Raw genomic sequence first — 17791 nt, 5'->3', positions numbered from 1 at the left:
ACGCCGCGCCTCGAACGTCAGCCCAGCGTGATCTTGTCGATCTCCGCCATCTCATCCGCGCTGAGCTTCCAGGCGATCGCCTTGACGTTCTGCTCGATCTGCTCGACACGGGTGGCGCCGGCGATCACGCTGGACACCTGCGGGCGGGCGGCGAGCCAGGAGAAGGCGAGCTCTAGCATGCTGTGGCCACGGGCCTTGGCAAAGGCCTGGAGCTTCTCGACGATGTCCTCGTTGCGCGGTGTGACGTAGCGGTCGCGCAGCCGCTCCACCTTGCCGAAGCGGGTATCATCGGGCGCGGCCTCACCCTTCCGGTACTTGCCGGTCAGGAGTCCGCTGGCGAGCGGGAAGAACGGCAACAGGCCGAGCTTGTATTCCGTCGCCGCCGGCAGCAGGTCCTTTTCGATGTCGCGCACCAGCAGGCTGTATTCGTCCTGGCAGGAGACGAAGCGGCTGACATTCATCGCCCGCGCGACGTACTCGGCTTCAGCGACGCGCCAGGCCGGGAAGTTGGAATTGCCGATGTAGCGGACCTTGCCCTGGCGGACGAGATCGTCGAGCGCGCGCAGGCTCTCCTCGATCGGCGTCAGCGGGTCGTAGTCGTGCTGCTGGTAGAGATCGATGTAGTCGGTCTTCAGCCGCCTCAGGCTCGCTTCGACGGCGTCCATGATGTAGCGGCGCGAGGCGCCCTGCTTGGTTCCGTCCTCCGCCATCGGCTTGGAATATTTCGTCGCCAGCACGATGTCCTTGCGGCGGTCGCCCAGCACAGCGCCAAGCACGTTCTCCGAGCCGCCCATGTTCGAATAGATGTCGGCGGTGTCGAACAGGGTGATGCCGAGATCGAGCGCGCGATGGATCACCTTGCGCGAGGTCTCCAGATCCGTGCGCTGGCCGAAATTGTTGCAGCCGAGCCCGACCGCGGACACGCGAAGGCCGGAGGCGCCGAGATTGCGAATTTCCATGGGAGATCCTGTCAGAGAGAGCAGCCACTCATTGTGACCATCGTGCGCCGCAGCAGCAAGGCGCGCGCCGCGCTGCTGCCATGCTGACAAGGCGGACAAAAAAATGCGGCCCCTGTCAGACGCGGCGACTGACGGGGACCGCTTGGGGCGCTTGATCGGTGACGGGGGGCCTGATCAGACGCAGGTGCAGCGTAGTCCCGCTATGTTACGCGCGGGTGACAGCGGGAGTTATCCACAGGTGCGGGCAGGGATCAGAACAGCTTGCGATAGACGATGAAACCGGACCGCTCCGCGACCTTGTCATACAGGCGCTGTGCCGTGAGATTGGTCTCGTGCGTCTGCCAATAGACGCGCGGCGATCCCGCCAGTTTCGCCCGCTCATAGACGCCGTGGATCAGCGCCGAGGCGACACCCTTGCCGCGCGCGGCTTCCAGCGTGAACAGATCCTGCAAATAGCAGGACGGCTCGATCGCGGTGGTGCTGCGATGAAACAGGTAGTTCGTCATGCCGAGCAGCTTGCCGTCGCTCTCGGCGACCAACCCATGTACCGGCTCATAGGCATCGAAGAAACGCTGCCACGTCATCGCAGTGATCTCGCCCGCCAGCGCGGTCGGGCCGGAGCGGCCGTAGAAGGCGTTATAGCCGTCCCACAGCGGCAGCCATTGATCGTAGTCCTGCCTGGTGACGGCGCGAATGGTGAGCGACATGTGGAATTCCTGCGATCGATGGGACGTCCTTCATACGTGATGACGGGCGTGCCGATCAATCGCCAGTCGCATCACTCCGCGGCGCGCAGATGCCGGATCAGCCTGCGGCCCGTGGGATCGCGCAGCGAGCGGTAGTAGTCGGCGCGTGAGGGCGCGTCGGTGTGGCGGACGAGGTCGGTCACCGGCGTGTAGCTGAGCATTCGTCCGCCGTCGGGCAGCGCGGCGCAGACGAAGCGCAGCACCTCGCCGTTGCGCAAGGCGATGTTGATCGGCGTGGCATCGCCGATGCGCACCATCTCCATGCGCTGCGCGATGAAGGTGCCGAGCTCGTCTTCGGGCAGCTCGAACGCGCCGGTGTCGCGGCCGTGATACATCAGCGCGATGAAGGGCGGCTTGCCGTCGGCGATCTCGTCCGGCACCGCGAAATAATCGCGGAAGGCGCGGTTGATGAACTCGGCCCGCGTCTCGGCATCGAGCAGCACGATGCCGATATCGACCTGGTCGAGCGCGGCCGACAGCCGTGCCGCCGTGGTGTGGCTCCGGCGCTCGGCCGCGACCGTGCCGAGCAGCCGCTCGCGCATCAGGCCGGTAATGCCGGCCGTGGCGGCACTCGTGATCGCCAGCAGGCCGAACTGGACCAGATCGGTGGTGGTCAAGCCGGAAACGCCGTGGCGGCCGAGGAGGAGCAGCGCCGCGCCGATCACCGCGACGGCCGCGCTGGTGACGGCGGAGGCGAGGCCCGACAGTGCGCCGGCGAGCGCCACGATGCCGACGAGCAGCGGAACGGGCGAGGCAGTGGGGAGAAAGCGGTCGAAAAGCATCGCCAGCAGCAGGGTTGCTGCCGTCAGCACCGGACCGGAGATCGCACGCCATCCGAACCGCATGGACCCGTCTCGCTCCTCCCGAACGAGGTAACGTCGCAACACTGACTGATCGTTGCGCCACCGCGATACGTTTTCCCGCGATGTGTTTAAGGGCCGCTTGCGTGCAAGCTTCAGGTTTTCGGATGATTTTAGACCAAGTGGGCGTGCTTGAGGGGCTGTTGCAGCGCAGGCGCATTCAGCGTCGAAATCCCCGGGCCCTTGCGCGTGACGACAATCAACAGCGACGCCGCGACCAAAATGGCCGCAGTCAGTGCGATTGCAACGACTACCACGGGTGATTTCATCGACGTCCTGTCGCGATGCCTGAAGGCACGGGCCACGCGGCGCCTTGAAGGCTGGACCAGGATGAAACGGGAATCAGACCGGCAGGCCCATCGCCATGGTCGCCTTGGTCGACAGCACCGTCAGGGTGACGATCAGGCACAGCGAGAGCGCGGCGACGGCGAGCGAGGCCGCGACCGCGTTGGTCAGCCGGGAAGACGCGACGGTAGCGGGATGGCCCTGAAAGCCTGCCGTGCCGGACGCCCGTATCATGGTCTAAATCCTTCAACGTGCGAGCGAATCACCCGCGACTTTCCACAATTTCCCAGTTTCAACCGGCAATATTGCGGCGGCTATCGCGCAGAAAACGGCGGGATTGCGGCGAATGTTACCTTTGTACCCGCTATTCGCCAGAGCGCAGGGCGCGCGCTCAGGCCCCGGCGGCAATGCTGGCGGGGTCGTCGACGTCGGCCGGCCGCCAGTCCATCGACACGAAACCCGGCGCAGCTTCCACCCGCTTCAGCCAGTCGCGGATCGCCGGGAAGGCCTGGAGGTCGAAGTCGCAGCGGTCGGCGAGGTGGGTGTAGCCGTACAAGGCGATGTCGGCGACCGTGAGTTGGCGCGCGGCGAAATAGGCGTTGGTCTTGAGGTGGTTCTCCATCACCTGGAGCGCGCCATAGCCGCGCTCCATCCAGTCTTCCAGCGAATGGGTCTGGAGGTCGCGGCCGCCCTTGACCAATGATAGCCAGAAATAGGCGGCACCGATGTTCGGCTCCAGCGCGTGCTGCTCGAAGAACATCCATTGCAGCGCCTCGGCGCGGTCGATGCGGTTCTCGGGCGCGAGCGGTGTGCCGACGGCGACGTACCAGAGGATGGCGTTGGACTCCGCGAGAAAGCGGTCGTCGCCGACCTCGAGCAGCGGCACCTGTCCCGACGGGTTCTTGGTCAGAAAGTCCGGCGTGCGGCTCTCGCCGCGCAGAATGTCCACCTCGATCGCTTCGTAAGGCACGTTGAGCAGCGCCAGCGCAAGGCGGACCTTGTAGCTGTTGCCCGAGCGTTGCATCGAATAGAGCTTGTACATTCTGAGAATGATTCCGGAAGACGGGAGGCGCGGCGCTCGTTGCCGTGCGAGGCGGCTAAACAATGATGCCGATGCGAATCCGCTGCAAGGGCCGGCCAATAGAAAAACTCGAAATCCCTACCGCACTGCAGCGCCGCGGAAGATCATTTCCGCGCGACGATGCAAATCAGATCACGCTTGCGTCAGCATGCGAGCGCTTGGCTCGCGCGATCGTGCGCAGGGTGAGCGATTGGGGAAGAGCGCTGTCATCAACCCAGTGCGCCGTCATGCCCGGGCTTGTCCCCGGGCATTCACGTTCTTCGTGCCGCGGGTGAGGCGTGGATGGCGGGACACTGGCGAGCGGAGAGCGACGCCGTCCTTCGGACGGCTATGCCCGGCCATGACGGAGCTTCAGCACGCAACACGCAAAATTGCTCCGAGGACAAGCCTTCCGGGATATGAGCGATTCGCGCGATAAAGTTGCGGAAAATTGCTGGAAATCGCTGCTTGAACCGCTCCAAATCCGTAAGTTTTTCCGAGATCGGGCCGAAGTTTCTTGCGGCGCAGCGGCACACGTTTTAGGGTATCTCATTCCCACAATCAGAGTCGTGAGGCCCAGGGCTTTTCGACGCTTGTCAGGAGATGACGATGTCCTTCCTTGCCGCTGCGCTCGACCGTGTGAAGCCGTCCGCGACCATCGCGGTCACGGATAAAGCACGCGCGCTGAAAGCGGCGGGCCGCAACGTCATCGGTCTCGGTGCCGGCGAGCCCGACTTCGACACGCCCGCGAACATCAAGCTGGCGGCGATCCGCGCCATCGAGGCCGGCAAGACCAAGTACACCGCGGTCGACGGCATTCCCGAGCTGAAGGACGCGATCATCGCCAAGTTTCAGCGCGAGAACGGCGTTGCCTACAAGCCGAACCAGATCATCGTCGGCACCGGCGGCAAGCAGGTGCTGTACAACGCGCTGATGGCGACCATCAATCCGGGCGACGAGGTGATCATTCCCGCGCCGTACTGGGTCAGCTACCCTGAGATGGTGGCGCTCGCCGGCGGCGAGCCGGTGCCGGTGGTCTGCACCGCTGCGACCGGCTTCAAGCTCCAGGCCGAGGCGCTCGAGCGCGCGATCACGCCGAAGACAAAATGGGTGATCCTGTGCTCGCCGTCGAACCCGACGGGAGCCGCCTACACGCGTTCCGAACTGAAGGCGCTCACCGACGTGCTGGTGAAGCATCCCCATGTCTGGGTGATGACCGACGACATGTACGAGCATCTCGTCTATGACGACTTCCAGTTCACCACGGTGGCGCAGGTCGAGCCGAAACTCTACGACCGCACGCTCACCGTGAACGGTGTGTCGAAGGCCTATTGCATGACCGGCTGGCGCATCGGCTATGCCGGTGGCCCCGCGCAGCTGATCAAGGCGATGTCGACCATCCAGTCGCAGTCGACCTCGAACCCGTCCTCGATTGCGCAATGGGCCGCGGTGGAAGCTCTGAACGGTCCGCAGGACTTCATCCCCGCCAACAACAAGGTGTTCAAGGAGCGGCGCGACCTCGTCGTCTCCATGCTCAACCAGGCCAAGGGCATCGAATGCCCGCGTCCCGAGGGCGCGTTCTACGTCTATCCGTCCTGCGCCGGCACGATCGGCAAGACCGCGCCGTCGGGCAAGGTGATCGACAATGACGAGACCTTCGTCACCGAGCTCCTTGAGACCGAAGGCGTCGCGGTGGTGCAGGGTTCGGCCTTCGGCCTCGGCCCGGCGTTCCGCATCTCCTACGCGACCAAGACCTCGGATCTCGAAGACGCATGCAAGCGCATCCAGCGCTTCTGCGGTAATTTGCGGTAAGTCTGTCGCGACGAGAATTGAAAAGGCCCGCTTCGTGCGGGCCTTTTTTATGCGTGTTCGATGAGTGGAGTCGGATGGGCTTTTGCTTGGGGCAGCATTGTGCCTTGTCCCTCACCCGGATCACGCCGGACGATGCTTCGCATCGCCGGGGCGATCCGACCTCTGCCCGCTGAAGAGCGGGGAGAGGTTAGGACGCCCGCCACGCGCCATTGAAGTTTGATTGGCTTTGAGTGAGGGGCGCACCGCTCTCTCACTCCCTCGCCCCGTTCTTACGGGGGGCGGGACGAGCAAAGCTCGCCCTGAGAGGGTGGGGTGAGGGGCTCTCTCCACAAGTTCGATTCTAACCGCCTGCGATATGGCACCCACAACGCACTTGTGGCATAGACCATCGCGCAGCGTGCAGTGCGCCTTCTCTGCTCGCATCACTTCATCGCCGGAGACATTTCATGCGCCGTTCGTTGATCTTCGCCGGGCTCGCCGCCGCCAGCCTCGTTGCCTCCAGCGTGAGCGGCAGTGCGCAGCAGCGGATGGCCCGGGTCGGCGTGCTCGAATGCCGCGGCGGCGCCAGCGTCGGCTTCATCGTGGGATCGGTGACCCATCTCGGCTGCGTGCTGCGCGCCGATGGTCTGCCCGACGATCGTTACGTCGCAACCATCCGCAAAGTCGGTCTCGACATCGGCATCACCCAGGAGACGGCTTTGGCGTGGGGCGTGTTCGCGCCGGTCGACCGGCTCGGCCCCGGCGACCTCTCGGGCAATTATGCCGGTGCGCAGGGCAGCGCCTCGGTCGGTGTCGGCTTGGGGGGTAACGTGCTGGTCGGCGGCTCCAACAATTCGATCGCGCTCCAACCGCTCAGCGTGCAGGGCCAGGTCGGCCTCAACATTGCCGCCGGCCTCGAGAGCCTGGAACTTCGTCCGGGCCGTTGATCGCGCGCCGGGCGGGTGGTGCTGCTCCACCTCTTCCCAGCGGGAAGAGGTGGAACACCACCGTCAAGACTTGATCTAACCGACGACGCACCGCAGCGACGTTTGATGCTTGCCAAATCTCGGGGACGGGCAGAGCATCTGCGATTGCCGACCCAATCATGGGCCGAGCTCCACACCAAGGAGGCGGCGAATGGGACAAGACGTCAGAAGTCCCCGAGGTCCACGGTGCATCGCGCTGGTGGGCCCTTTCCAAAGCGGTAAAACCACACTTCTCGAAGCAATATTGGCGCGAACGGGTGCAATCCCGCGTGCCGGCAGTGTCGACGCCGGAACTTCCGTCGGCGACGCTGCGCCCGAGGCCCGTCATCACAAGATGACCGTCGGGCTCACTGCCGCCACCACGAGTTTCATGGGCGACAGCTACACTTTCCTCGATTGTCCCGGTTCCGTCGAGTTTGCCCACGACATGCGCGCCGCGCTGCCCGCGGTCGATGCCGCGATCGTGGTCTGCGAGGCCGACGAGAAGAAGCTGCCGCAGCTTCAGATCATCCTGCGCGAGCTGGAGGAGCTGAAGATCCCGCGTTTCCTGTTCCTCAACAAGATCGACCGCGCGAGCCAGCGCATCCGCGAGTCGCTCGCAATGCTGCAGCCCGCCTCCCGCGTGCCGCTGGTGCTGCGCCAGATCCCGATCTGGAAGGACGAACTGATCGAGGGCTTCGTCGATCTCGCGCTGGAACGCGCCTTCATCTATCGTGAGCACAAGGCTTCCGAGGTGGTCGCGCTCGAAGGCGGCAATCTCGACCGCGAGAAGGAGGCCCGCTTCTCGATGCTGGAGAAGCTCGCCGATCACGACGACGCGCTGATGGAGCAGCTGCTCGAAGACATCCAGCCGCCGCGTGATGCCGTGTTCGACGATCTCGCCCGCGAATTGCGCGAAGGGGTGATCTGCCCTGTGCTGTTAGGGGCAGCCGCGCGCGAAAACGGCGTACTGCGTCTGATGAAGGCGCTGCGTCACGAGGCGCCGGGAATAGCGGAGACCGCAAAACGTCTCGGCGTTACCGAGACCAGGGACGCGCTCGGCTTCGTGTTCAAGACGCTGCATTCGCAGCATGGCGGCAAACTGTCATTGACGCGGCTGCTCGCCGGCCATCTCGACGACGGCGCCACGCTGCAATCCGCTTCCGGAGGAGCGGGCCGCATCTCCGGCATCCTCGCCGTCAACGGCGCCTACGACACCAAGCGTGCCACAGCTGAAGCTGGCGACACGGTGGCGCTCGCCAAGCTCGATCCGATCAAGACCGGCGACACGGTCTCGAGCGGCAAGACCCCGCCTGCGGCGCTCGCGGTCTCGGAGCCGACGTCGCCGGTGCTCGCGATCTCGGTTGCGGCCACCGATCGCAAGGACGACGTCAAGCTCGGCCAGGCGCTGACGCGGCTGCACGAGGAGGATCCCTCGCTCGTCATCGTGATGAACGCCCAGACCCACGACACCGTGCTGTGGGGACAGGGCGAGATGCACTTGCGCGTCGCCAGCGAGCGGCTGCGCGACCGCTTCGGCGTCAAGATCACCTCGCATCCACCGGCCATCGGCTATCAGGAGACCATCCGCAAGCCGATCGTCCAGCGCGGCCGCCACAAGAAGCAGTCCGGCGGCCACGGCCAGTTCGGCGACGTCGTGCTCGACATCAGGCCGTTGCCGCGCGGCGAGGGCTTCAAGTTCGCCGAGAAGGTCGTTGGTGGCGCCGTGCCGCGCAACTACATCGGCGCGGTGGAAGAAGGTGTCGTCGACGGATTGACGCGCGGTCCGCTCGGTTTCCCCGTCACCGATTTGCAGGTGACGCTGACCGACGGCTCCTATCACAGCGTCGACTCTTCCGATCTCGCCTTCCGCACGGCGGCGCGGATCGGACTAAACGAGGGCCTGCCGCATTGTCAGTCGGTGCTGCTGGAGCCGATCCACGTGGTCGAGATCGTCTGTCCGACCGACGCCACCGCCAAGATCAATGCGATCCTGTCGGCGCGGCGCGGCCAGATCCTCGGCTTCGACACGCGTGACGGCTGGAGCGGCTGGGACAGCGTCCGCGCCATGATGCCGGAAGCCGAGATCGGCGAACTGATCGTGGAGCTGCGCTCGGCCACCGCCGGCGCCGGCAGCTTCACCCGCACGTTCGACCACATGGCCGAAGTCACAGGCCGCGCCGCCGACCAGATCATCGCCGCGCATCAACACGCGGCTTGATCAAGCTGGCTTAGTCAGGGACGGCACTCTCTCACACCCTCTCCCCGTCCTTACGGGGAGAGGGGTGGGGTGAGGGCTGTCTCCACGGGTGCGGTGCTTCATTTAGGCCGCGCCCCCTCTCCACTCGTCATTGCGAGCCACCGGGTCCGCGCAAAGCGCGGCCCGATGACAGGCTCCGCGAAGCAATCCAGACTGTCTCTGCGCAGGCAGCCTGGATTGCTTCGTCGCAAGAGCTCCTCGCAATGATGGAGGAGATAGGCGTAAGCCCCTTGCGCTTGCCCGCGGATGATGTATTTTACATCATTGTACACGTCTCAGATATCATTTATAAGTTCTGGTAAGTGAGGCCAAGGTGATCACGTCGTTCCAGATGCGGGCAGCCCGCGCGCTGCTGGGCATTGACCAGAAAACCCTGGCCGAGCTCGCCGGCGTTTCGCTGCCGACCATCCAGCGGATGGAGGCCAGCACCGGCAATGTGCGCGGCGTGGTCGAGACCCTGATCAAGGTGGTCGAGGCGTTCGACCGGGCCGGTGTCGAGCTGATCGGCGAGCAGGTCCGCAGCGACAGCGGCGGGCGTGGCGTCCGCCTGAAGGAGCCCGGGCCGCCGCGTCGGGTGGGGGCGTGATCTTGCGGGTCATGCCCGGAGCAGACTGAACCAGCGCACCGTCGCGTCCGAATCGCGGCCGCACGATGCAGTGGAGCATTGTGGGGCAGCGGAGCATGAGCATCACAAGCGATCACGCAAGCCGGCTGCACCAGCTGCGTCAGCCGACCTTCGCCGAACTGTATCTGCCAAAGCTCGTCACCGTCTGGCGTGAAGGCTACGGCGTCGCGGACTTCCGCGCCGACGTCTTCGCAGGGCTGACGGTTGCGATCGTGGCGCTGCCGCTGTCGATGGCGATCGCGATCGCCTCGGGCGTGACGCCGGACCGCGGTCTCTACACCGCTGTCGTCGGCGGCTTCATCGCCTCGCTGCTCGGCGGCAGCCGGTTCCAGATCGGCGGACCCGCCGGCGCCTTCATCGTATTGGTCGCAGCGACCGCGGAACGTCACGGCGTCGATGGCGTCATCCTCGCCACCCTGATGGCGGGCGTGTTCCTGATCGCCGCGGGCCTGCTCCGGGTCGGCACCTACATCAAGTTCATTCCCTATCCGGTGACGGTCGGATTCACCGCTGGCATCGCCGTGATCATCTTCGCCAGCCAGCTCCGCGATCTCGGCGGCATCACGCTTGCGGGGAAAGAGCCCAGCGAGTTCGTTCCAAAGCTGGTCGCGCTCGCCGGCGGTCTCAACACCATCAATCCATCCGCCGTGGCGGTCGCAATCATCAGCATCGCCATCATCGCGGCCTTGCGGATCTGGCGGCCGTCCTGGCCCGGCATCCTGATCGCGGTCGTGCTCGCCGCCGTTGCGTGTGCCGTGCTGTCGCTGCCGGTGGAAACCATCGGGTCGCGCTTCGGCGGCATTCCGCGCGAATTGCCGTCACCGGCGCTGCCGGCGTTCTCGGTCGCGAAGGCGAGCGCCGTGCTGCCGGATGCGATCGCGTTCGCGCTGCTGGCAGCTATCGAGTCGCTGCTGTCGGCGGTGGTCGCCGACGGCATGACCGGGCGCCGTCACCGCTCCAATTGCGAGCTGGTGGCGCAAGGCGCCGCCAATATCGGCTCGGCGCTGTTCGGCGGCATCTGCGTCACCGGCCTGATCGCGCGCACCGCGACCAACATCCGCGCCGGCGCGCGCGGGCCGCTGGCCGGCATGCTGCACTCCGTGTTCCTGCTGCTGTTCATGCTGATCGCGGCGCCGCTCGCAAGCTACATTCCGCTGGCCGCGCTCGCCTCGGTGCTGGTCGTGGTGGCCTGGACCATGGCGGAGAAGCACGAATTCGCCACGCTCCTGCGTTCGTCATGGGGCGATGCCGTCGTGCTGCTCGCGACCTTCCTGCTGACGATCTTCCGCGATCTCACCGAAGGCATCCTGGTCGGCTTCGCGCTCGGCGCCGTGCTGTTCATCCATCGCATGGCGGAGATGACGGGCATCGAGGAACGCTCGCCACTCGTCGCCGGCGATCGTCCCGACGACGGCAACGGCGATCGCGTTCGCTACGATCCTGCGCTTGCGGTCGATCGCGACGTGCTGGTCTATCGCATCACCGGCGCGTTCTTCTTCGGCGCGGCCTCCGCCATCGGAGGCGTGCTCGACGAGGTCGCCGACAAGCGCAAGGCCTTCGTGGTCGATTTCGCCGCGGTGCCGTTCCTGGATTCGACGGCGGCTAACGTGCTCGGCCGCGTCGCCGCCAAGGCGCACCGCCAGGGCATCCGCCTGTTCATCACCGGCGCCTCGCCCGCGGTCCGGCGCGCGCTGCTCACCCATGGCGTGACGCCGCCCCGGGCGCGATATCGCCAGAGCCTCGACCGCGCGATCGCCGACATCAAGGGCCGGGCGGCCGACGAGGCCGCGGCGGACTAGCGACGTCCGCACGCTTGACAGGCCCCACGGGACGCGAAATGGATCGCCTCGGGAATACGACCCCGAGGAAAAGATGTCCGCGCCCAAAGCTCCTGCAGCCTGTCTGATCGGATGGCCGGCCGCGCATTCGCGCTCGCCGCTGATCCATCATTACTGGCTGCGCACGCTCGGCATTGCCGGCGGCTATGTCATCGAAGCGGTTCCGCCCGAGGATCTCAGGGATTTCGTGCTGCGGCTGTCGCTGCGCGGATTCGTCGGCGCCAACGTCACCATCCCGCACAAGGAGGAGGTGCTGGCGCTGTCCACTCCCGACGCCCGCGCCAAGGCCGTCGGCGCGGCGAACACGCTGTGGTTTGCCGACGGCGAGCTGCGCTCGACCAACACCGATGTCGAAGGTTTCATCGGCAATCTCGACGCCAGCGCGCCCGGCTGGGATGCTGCCGAGGAGGCGCTGGTGCTCGGCGCCGGCGGCTCCTCGCGGGCGGTCGTGTTCGGTCTGCTCGAGCGTGGGATCAAGCGCATCCATCTGGCCAATCGCACCATCGCGCGGGCTGAGACGCTGGCAAGACAGTTCGGGCCGAACGTGCATCCCGTGACGTGGGACGGGATCGACGATGTGCTGCCGCGCGCAAAACTTCTCGTGAACACGACCTCGCTCGGCATGCACGGCCAGCCCTCACTCGATGTTGATGTCGCGCGCCTGCCGCAGGCGGCGGTGGTCGCCGACCTCGTCTATGTGCCGCTGGTGACGCCGCTGCTCGCCGCCGCAACGGCGCGCGGCCTGAAGACGGCAGACGGGCTCGGCATGCTGCTGCACCAGGCAGTGCGCGGCTTCGAGCTGTGGTTCGGCCGGCGGCCGGAGGTCACGGCCGAGCTGCGGGCGCTGGTCGAGGCCGATCTCACAAAGACTTGAGAGAATAGCACGCGTCGTCCGGAGTTCTCCATCCGGGGGACAATCGGAGACCGTCATGTCTGTTCAACGCGCAACTTTCACACGTCCGCTCATCGCCGTCGCGATGGTGGCCGCTTCCACCCTCTATGCCTACGCGCAGAGGGCACCGGTGCCGACGCGCGTGCGCGGCACGATCGAAAGCGTCAATGGTGACACGATGCAGGTCAAATCGCGCAGCGGCGAGGACGTCAAGCTGCGCATCGCTTCCGACGTGAACGTATCGGGGATTACCAAAATTTCACTCGCCGACATCAAGGTCGGCTCCTTCGTCGGCGCCACCACGGTGCCGGGACCGGACGGCGGCCAGAACGCGGTCGAGGTCCACGTGTTTCCGGAGAGCATGCGCGGCACCGGCGAGGGCTCGCGGCCCTATGACCTCAAGCCGAATTCGAGCATGACCAACGCCACGGTCTCGGAGAGCGTGGTCGGCAATGACGGCCATACGCTGCTGGTCAAGTACAAGGACGGCGAGAAGAAGGTGTTCGTCGCCGACAACACGCCGGTGGTGACCTTCGTGCCTGGCGACAAATCCGACCTGAAGGCCGGCGCCAAGGTCATCGCCTTCATGAAGCAACTGCCGGACGGCTCGTTCGAGACCAACCGCGTCAGCGTCGGCCGTGACGGCCTGACGCCGCCGATGTAAGTTGGGGGGCGCTGCCGCAGTGGTCCCTGCGAAAGCAGGGACCCATTCGTGATCGCTCGATGTGAGAAGATTGCAGTACCGCGCGAAGACTGACTAATCACCAGTCCTCGCCAAACTACTCCCTGTGGTTATGGGTCCCGGATCGGCGCTGCGCTTGTCCGGGACGACAGCGGAAATTTGTGGCTGCGATCTTCGATCACACCGAGATCTCGTAGGGTGGGCAAAGGCGCATTTGCGCCGTGCCCACGTCTTTCTCACATTCCGCGCACGATGGTGGGCACGCTTCCGCCTTCGCTCGTCGAGCTACGGCGGACAAGTCGCTTTGCCCACCCTACGGCACCGCCGCTGCACCTCACATCGCGATGACATGATCGTCGATCTCGTCGATCCGGTTGACGCCGCACAGGCCCATGGTGGTGAGCAGCTCCTTCTGGATGATGTCGATCGCCTTGGCGACGCCGGCCTGGCCGCCGGCACCCAGGCCGTAGGCATAGGCGCGGCCGAGCATGCAGGACTTTGCGCCGAGCGCAAGCGCGCGCATCACGTCCTGGCCGGAGCGGATGCCGCCGTCGAACATGATCTCCATCCTGTCACCGACCGCATCGGCGATCTCGGGCAGCACCTCGATCGAGGACGGCGCGCCGTCGAGCTGCCGGCCGCCATGGTTGGAGACGACGAGGGCCTGCGCGCCGGTCTTGGCCGCTTCCTCGGCGTCCTCGACGTCGAGGATGCCCTTGATGACGAGCTTGCCCGGCCAGATGCTGCGGACCCACTCGACGTCTTTCCAGTTCAGCGAGGTGTCGAACTGCGAGGCCGTCCATTCGGCGAGGCGATTGAGATCCTCGGTGTTCTTCACGTGGCCGGCGATGTTGCCGAAGGTGCGGCGCTTGCCCTGCAGCACGCCGGAGACCCAGCTGGGCTTGCTGGCGAAATCCAGCAGCTTCGACAGCGACCATTCGGGGGGCACGGTCATGCCGTTCTTGATGTCGGCGTGGCGCTGGCCGATCACCTGGAGGTCCACGGTGAGCACCAGCGCGCTGCACTTGGCCGCGATCGCGCGCTGGATCAATTCCTTGATGAAGCCGCGGTCCTTCATGACGTAGAGCTGGAACCAGAACGGCTTCTCGACATTGGCGGCGATGTCCTCGATCGAGCAGATCGACATGGTCGATTGCGTGAACGGGATACCGGCGGCCTGCGCGGCGCGGCAGGCATAAATTTCGCCGTCGCCATGCTGCATGCCGAGCAGGCCGACGGGGGCGAGCATCAGCGGCATGGTCGAGGGCTCGCCGAGGATCGTGGTCGAAGTGTCGCGCTTGGAGACATCGACCAGGATGCGCTGGCGGAACTTGATCGCCTGCATATCCTCGCGGTTGGCGCGCAGCGTCTCCTCGGCATAGGAGCCGCGGTCGCAATAGTCGAAGAACGCCTTCGGCACGCGGCGCTTATGCAGCGTGCGAAGATCGTCGATACAGGTGATATGTTTCATGATCGTTCCCCGGCCCGTCTTCTACCAAGAGTCTTGCATCGGAAGATTTCGGGGTCATCTAGCATGGTTGGATGCACAGCCAAATCCGTTTGCAGACGGTTTTGCAGGAGGGCACCATGACGAAGCCGCACGCTGGACCTTCGCCGGAAGAGATCAAGGAGAAGCGTGATCTCGAGGAAGCCCTGGAAGAAGGTCTGGAAGAGACCTTTCCGGGCTCCGATCCCGTCAACGTCACCCAGCCGGCGCCGAGCCGCGGGGATGGGCACGTGAAGCGCAGCGATTAAGTCGGGTTCCGCCCCGTTTCGGCACCATCGGCAGGAAATATAATGTTAACAAGCCGTTGTCGGACGGCGGCGCCCCGGTTCCGTAATGATTCATCATATTTTTTGAAGCCAAGTTAGCCTCACAGGCATTATAACACGCCTAGCAAATCAGGGATGCGGGCCCCGTTCGGGCAGCCCGTGGTTGTAGAGGGGATCCCCTGGTTGTTGCTCGGGGGACGATATGAGTCGCAAATATTTCGGGACGGACGGGATTCGGGGCCGCGCCAACGGACTGATCACGCCGGAGCTCGCGCTCAAGGTCGGCCAGGCCGCAGGCCTTGCGTTTCAGCGCGGTGACCACCGCCACCGGGTCGTGATCGGCAAGGACACCCGCCTGTCCGGCTACATGATCGAATACGCGATGGTCGCCGGCTTCACCTCGGTCGGCATGGACGTGCTGCTGGTCGGCCCGATGCCGACGCCGGCGGTTGCGATGCTGACCAAGTCGATGCGCGCCGATCTCGGCGTCATGATCTCGGCCTCGCACAATCTGTTCGAGGACAACGGCATCAAGCTGTTCGGCCCGCAGGGCTTCAAGCTCTCCGACGACGTCGAGAGGCAGATCGAGCAGCTGCTCGATGAGCCCATCGACAAGCGGCTGGCACAAAGCGCGAGCCTCGGCCGCGCCCGTCGTATTGACGGCGTGCATGACCGCTACATCGAATTCGCCAAGCGCACGCTGCCGCGCGACCTCTCGCTCGACGGCCTGCGCGTCGTGATCGATTGCGCCAATGGCGCCGCCTACAAGGTGGTGCCGGAAGCGCTGTGGGAGTTGGGCGCCGACGTCGTGCCGATTGGCGTCGAGCCCGACGGCTTCAACATCAACAAGGATTGCGGCTCGACCTCGCCGGAAGCACTGTCGCGGAAGGTGCGCGAGATGCGCGCCGACATCGGCATCGCGCTCGACGGCGACGCCGATCGCGTCATCCTGGTCGACGAGCGCGGTCATGTCGTCGACGGCGACCAGTTGCTCGCGGTGATCGCGCAGAGCTGGAAGGAAGACGGCCGCCTGTCGCGTCCCGGCATCGTCGCCACCGTGATGTCCAATCTCGGGCTCGAGCGCTTCCTGAAAGGGCAGGGGCTCGATCTGGTGCGCACGCCGGTCGGCGACCGCTACGTGCTCGAGCAGATGCTGAACGGCGGCTACAATCTCGGCGGCGAGCAGTCGGGCCACATCATCCTGTCGGACTACGCCACCACCGGCGACGGTTTTGTCGCTGCGCTGCAGGTGCTGGCGGTGGTGCAGAAGCTGCGCCGCCCCGTGTCGGAAGTCTGCCACCGCTTCGATCCGCTGCCGCAGATCCTCAAGAACGTCCGCCACAAGGGCGGCAAGCCGCTCGACGATTCCGACGTCAAGTCGGCGATCTCCGACGGCGAGAAACGGCTCAACGGCCACGGCCGCCTCCTGATCCGCTCCTCCGGCACCGAGCCGGTGATCCGCGTCATGGGCGAGGGCGAAGACCGCATCCTGGTCGAGGACGTCGTCGACACCATCGTCTTCGCGCTCGGCCAGGCCGCGGCCTGAGCTCTCTTCCTTCTCCCCCTGTGGGAGCAGGTGGCGCGAAGCGCCGGATGAGGGGTTCTCTCGACTCGCAATACTTTTCGTGAAGACAGATACCCCTCACCCGTCTCGCCGCTAACGCGGCGAGCCACCCTCTCCCACAAGGGGAGAGGGTAAGACACACGCATCCCAGCCATTTGCGATTGGCGGTGGTTCCACCGCGCGTTGCATCGTACCTACGAGGTCGCGGCAATCTGCCGCGCCGGGACCGCTGCATTGAACAAATCTGTCGTCGTCTCAGAGGAAACGCTGACCGAGCCCGTCGTCGTGGCTGACGTGGCACCCGCGGCCAAAGCGGCCGGGCCGGCCTATGTCGTGCTCGCCGGCATCAGCTTCTCGCACTTCCTCAACGACACCATGCAGTCGCTGATCGCCTCGGTGTATCCGATCCTGAAGGACACCTACGCGCTCGACTTCGCGCAGATCGGCATGATCACGCTCGCGTTTCAGTTCACGGCCTCGCTGCTGCAGCCGGTGGTCGGGCATTATACCGACAAGAAAGCGCAGCCTTATTCGCTGGCGATCGGCATGGCCTCGACCTTCTTCGGCCTCTTGCTGCTCAGTGCCGCGCACCAATATCTCGTCATCCTCGTCGCCGCCGCGCTGGTCGGTCTCGGCTCGGCGGTGTTTCACCCCGAATCCGCGCGCATCGCGCGGCTCGCCTCCGGCGGCCGCTACGGGTTTGCGCAATCGGTGTTCCAGCTCGGCGGCAGTTTCGGCACCTCGATGGGGCCGGTGCTGGCGGCGCTGATCGTGGTGCCGTTCGGGCAGGGCAGCATCGCCTGGTTCTCCTCGATCGCCTTCCTCGCGATCCTCATCCTCTGGCGCATCGGCCGCTGGTATGCGCCGCAGATCAAGGCGAAGAAGATGGCGGCGGTTCAGGCCCATCCCGAGGCGCCGAGCTCGCGCCGCGTCGCCGTTGCGCTGCTCGTGCTGGTCGCGCTGCTGTTTTCAAAACAGCTCTATGTCTCGAGCCTGTCGAGCTATTACATCTTCTACCTGATCGACCGGTTCGGCGTGTCGACGCAGGCAGCGCAGATCTATCTCTTCATCTTCCTCGCGGCGAATGCGGTCGGCGCGTTTCTGGGCGGTCCCTTGGGCGATCGCTTCGGCCGCAAGATCGTGATCTGGATCTCGATCCTGGGCGCGCTGCCGTTCACGCTGGCGCTGCCCTATGCCGGGCTCGTCGGCAGCGCCGTGCTGTCAGTCATTATCGGCCTGATCATCTCCTCGACGACGTCGTCGATCATCGTGTTCGCGCAGGAGCTGGTGCCGCACAGATTCGGCATGATCTCCGGCGTGTTCTTCGGCGTTGCGTTCGGCATCGGGGGCCTGGGCGCCGCCGTGCTCGGCAAGCTCGCCGACCACACCTCGATCGAGTTCGTCTACCAGGTCTGCGCCTACCTGCCGGCGATCGGCCTGCTTGCGGTGTTCCTGCCCAAGCTGCCGCGGCACGCGCGTTAACGGATTCTC

At 65.3% G+C, this 17791-nt stretch carries 17 protein-coding genes; 10 read left to right on the top strand and 7 right to left on the bottom strand.

What is annotated here, in order from left to right:
- Window positions 1-17 precede the first annotated feature (17 nt).
- From CV770_RS29675 to CV770_RS29655, 6 genes are all read right to left on the bottom strand, one after another.
- Window positions 18-959, bottom strand: coding sequence for an aldo/keto reductase (locus tag CV770_RS29675; RefSeq protein WP_104464893.1), 942 nt, complete (start codon window positions 957-959; stop codon window positions 18-20).
- A 251-nt stretch (window positions 960-1210) separates the two neighbouring features.
- Window positions 1211-1666, bottom strand: coding sequence for a GNAT family N-acetyltransferase (locus CV770_RS29670; protein ID WP_028140530.1), 456 nt, complete (start codon window positions 1664-1666; stop codon window positions 1211-1213).
- A 71-nt stretch (window positions 1667-1737) separates the two neighbouring features.
- Entirely contained in the window at window positions 1738-2550 is an 813-nt protein-coding gene (locus CV770_RS29665; protein ID WP_104464892.1) for a PAS-domain containing protein, read from the bottom strand.
- 128 nt (window positions 2551-2678) lie between these two features.
- A complete protein-coding gene (locus CV770_RS29660) occupies window positions 2679-2834 on the bottom strand; it encodes a hypothetical protein (RefSeq protein WP_165637429.1) in 156 nt (51 codons plus the stop codon).
- A gap of 73 nt (window positions 2835-2907) precedes the next feature.
- Window positions 2908-3084: a hypothetical protein gene (locus tag CV770_RS42825; protein WP_018318299.1), complete on the bottom strand. Its 177-nt coding sequence runs from the start codon at window positions 3082-3084 to the stop codon at window positions 2908-2910.
- A gap of 157 nt (window positions 3085-3241) precedes the next feature.
- Window positions 3242-3892 carry a glutathione S-transferase family protein gene (locus CV770_RS29655; RefSeq protein ID WP_018318298.1) on the bottom strand — a complete coding sequence of 217 codons (651 nt, stop codon included), beginning with the start codon at window positions 3890-3892 and terminating at the stop codon, window positions 3242-3244.
- Between the two features lie 627 nt (window positions 3893-4519).
- Between CV770_RS29655 and CV770_RS29645 the strand changes: the two genes are divergently transcribed.
- The 7 genes from CV770_RS29645 (at window position 4520) to CV770_RS29615 (ending at window position 12945) form a co-directional block, all read left to right on the top strand.
- Complete coding sequence (locus tag CV770_RS29645; protein ID WP_026201996.1) at window positions 4520-5722, top strand: pyridoxal phosphate-dependent aminotransferase; 1203 nt, start codon at window positions 4520-4522, stop codon at window positions 5720-5722.
- Window positions 5723-6168: 446 nt separating this feature from the next.
- A complete protein-coding gene (locus CV770_RS29640; RefSeq protein ID WP_104464891.1) occupies window positions 6169-6648 on the top strand; it encodes a DUF992 domain-containing protein in 480 nt (159 codons plus the stop codon).
- 190 nt (window positions 6649-6838) lie between these two features.
- Window positions 6839-8887: an elongation factor G gene (locus tag CV770_RS29635; RefSeq protein WP_091958426.1), complete on the top strand. Its 2049-nt coding sequence runs from the start codon at window positions 6839-6841 to the stop codon at window positions 8885-8887.
- A 352-nt stretch (window positions 8888-9239) separates the two neighbouring features.
- Window positions 9240-9512: a helix-turn-helix domain-containing protein gene (locus CV770_RS29630; RefSeq protein WP_026201995.1), complete on the top strand. Its 273-nt coding sequence runs from the start codon at window positions 9240-9242 to the stop codon at window positions 9510-9512.
- A gap of 95 nt (window positions 9513-9607) precedes the next feature.
- Entirely contained in the window at window positions 9608-11350 is a 1743-nt protein-coding gene (locus tag CV770_RS29625) for a SulP family inorganic anion transporter (RefSeq protein WP_104464890.1), read from the top strand.
- A 73-nt stretch (window positions 11351-11423) separates the two neighbouring features.
- Complete coding sequence (locus CV770_RS29620; RefSeq protein ID WP_104464889.1) at window positions 11424-12263, top strand: shikimate dehydrogenase; 840 nt, start codon at window positions 11424-11426, stop codon at window positions 12261-12263.
- Between the two features lie 55 nt (window positions 12264-12318).
- Window positions 12319-12945, top strand: coding sequence for a hypothetical protein (locus CV770_RS29615; protein WP_104464888.1), 627 nt, complete (start codon window positions 12319-12321; stop codon window positions 12943-12945).
- Window positions 12946-13297: 352 nt separating this feature from the next.
- On the opposite strand, the gene CV770_RS29610 is transcribed toward CV770_RS29615, so the two are convergent.
- Complete coding sequence (locus CV770_RS29610) at window positions 13298-14434, bottom strand: alpha-hydroxy acid oxidase (RefSeq protein WP_028140522.1); 1137 nt, start codon at window positions 14432-14434, stop codon at window positions 13298-13300.
- A 116-nt stretch (window positions 14435-14550) separates the two neighbouring features.
- Here CV770_RS29610 and CV770_RS42820 point away from each other — a divergent pair, with 116 nt between their 5' ends.
- The 3 genes from CV770_RS42820 (at window position 14551) to CV770_RS29595 (ending at window position 17782) form a co-directional block, all read left to right on the top strand.
- Window positions 14551-14718, top strand: a complete 168-nt coding sequence (locus CV770_RS42820) for a hypothetical protein (protein WP_162832259.1) — start codon at window positions 14551-14553, stop codon at window positions 14716-14718.
- Between the two features lie 220 nt (window positions 14719-14938).
- The gene (gene glmM, locus CV770_RS29600; protein ID WP_028140521.1) at window positions 14939-16282 is read left to right on the top strand and encodes a phosphoglucosamine mutase; all 1344 of its coding nucleotides are present in this window, start codon (window positions 14939-14941) and stop codon (window positions 16280-16282) included.
- 252 nt (window positions 16283-16534) lie between these two features.
- On the top strand, window positions 16535-17782 hold the full coding sequence (locus tag CV770_RS29595) for an MFS transporter (protein WP_165637428.1): 1248 nt from the start codon (window positions 16535-16537) through the stop codon (window positions 17780-17782).
- The last annotated feature ends 9 nt before the right edge of the window (window positions 17783-17791 follow it).

It is taken from the genome of Bradyrhizobium sp. AC87j1 (genome assembly GCF_002936975.1).
GTDB lineage: Bacteria > Pseudomonadota > Alphaproteobacteria > Rhizobiales > Xanthobacteraceae > Bradyrhizobium > Bradyrhizobium shewense.
Note: the sequence above shows the minus strand (reverse complement) of the source record. Positions and strands in the feature narration are given on the sequence as shown.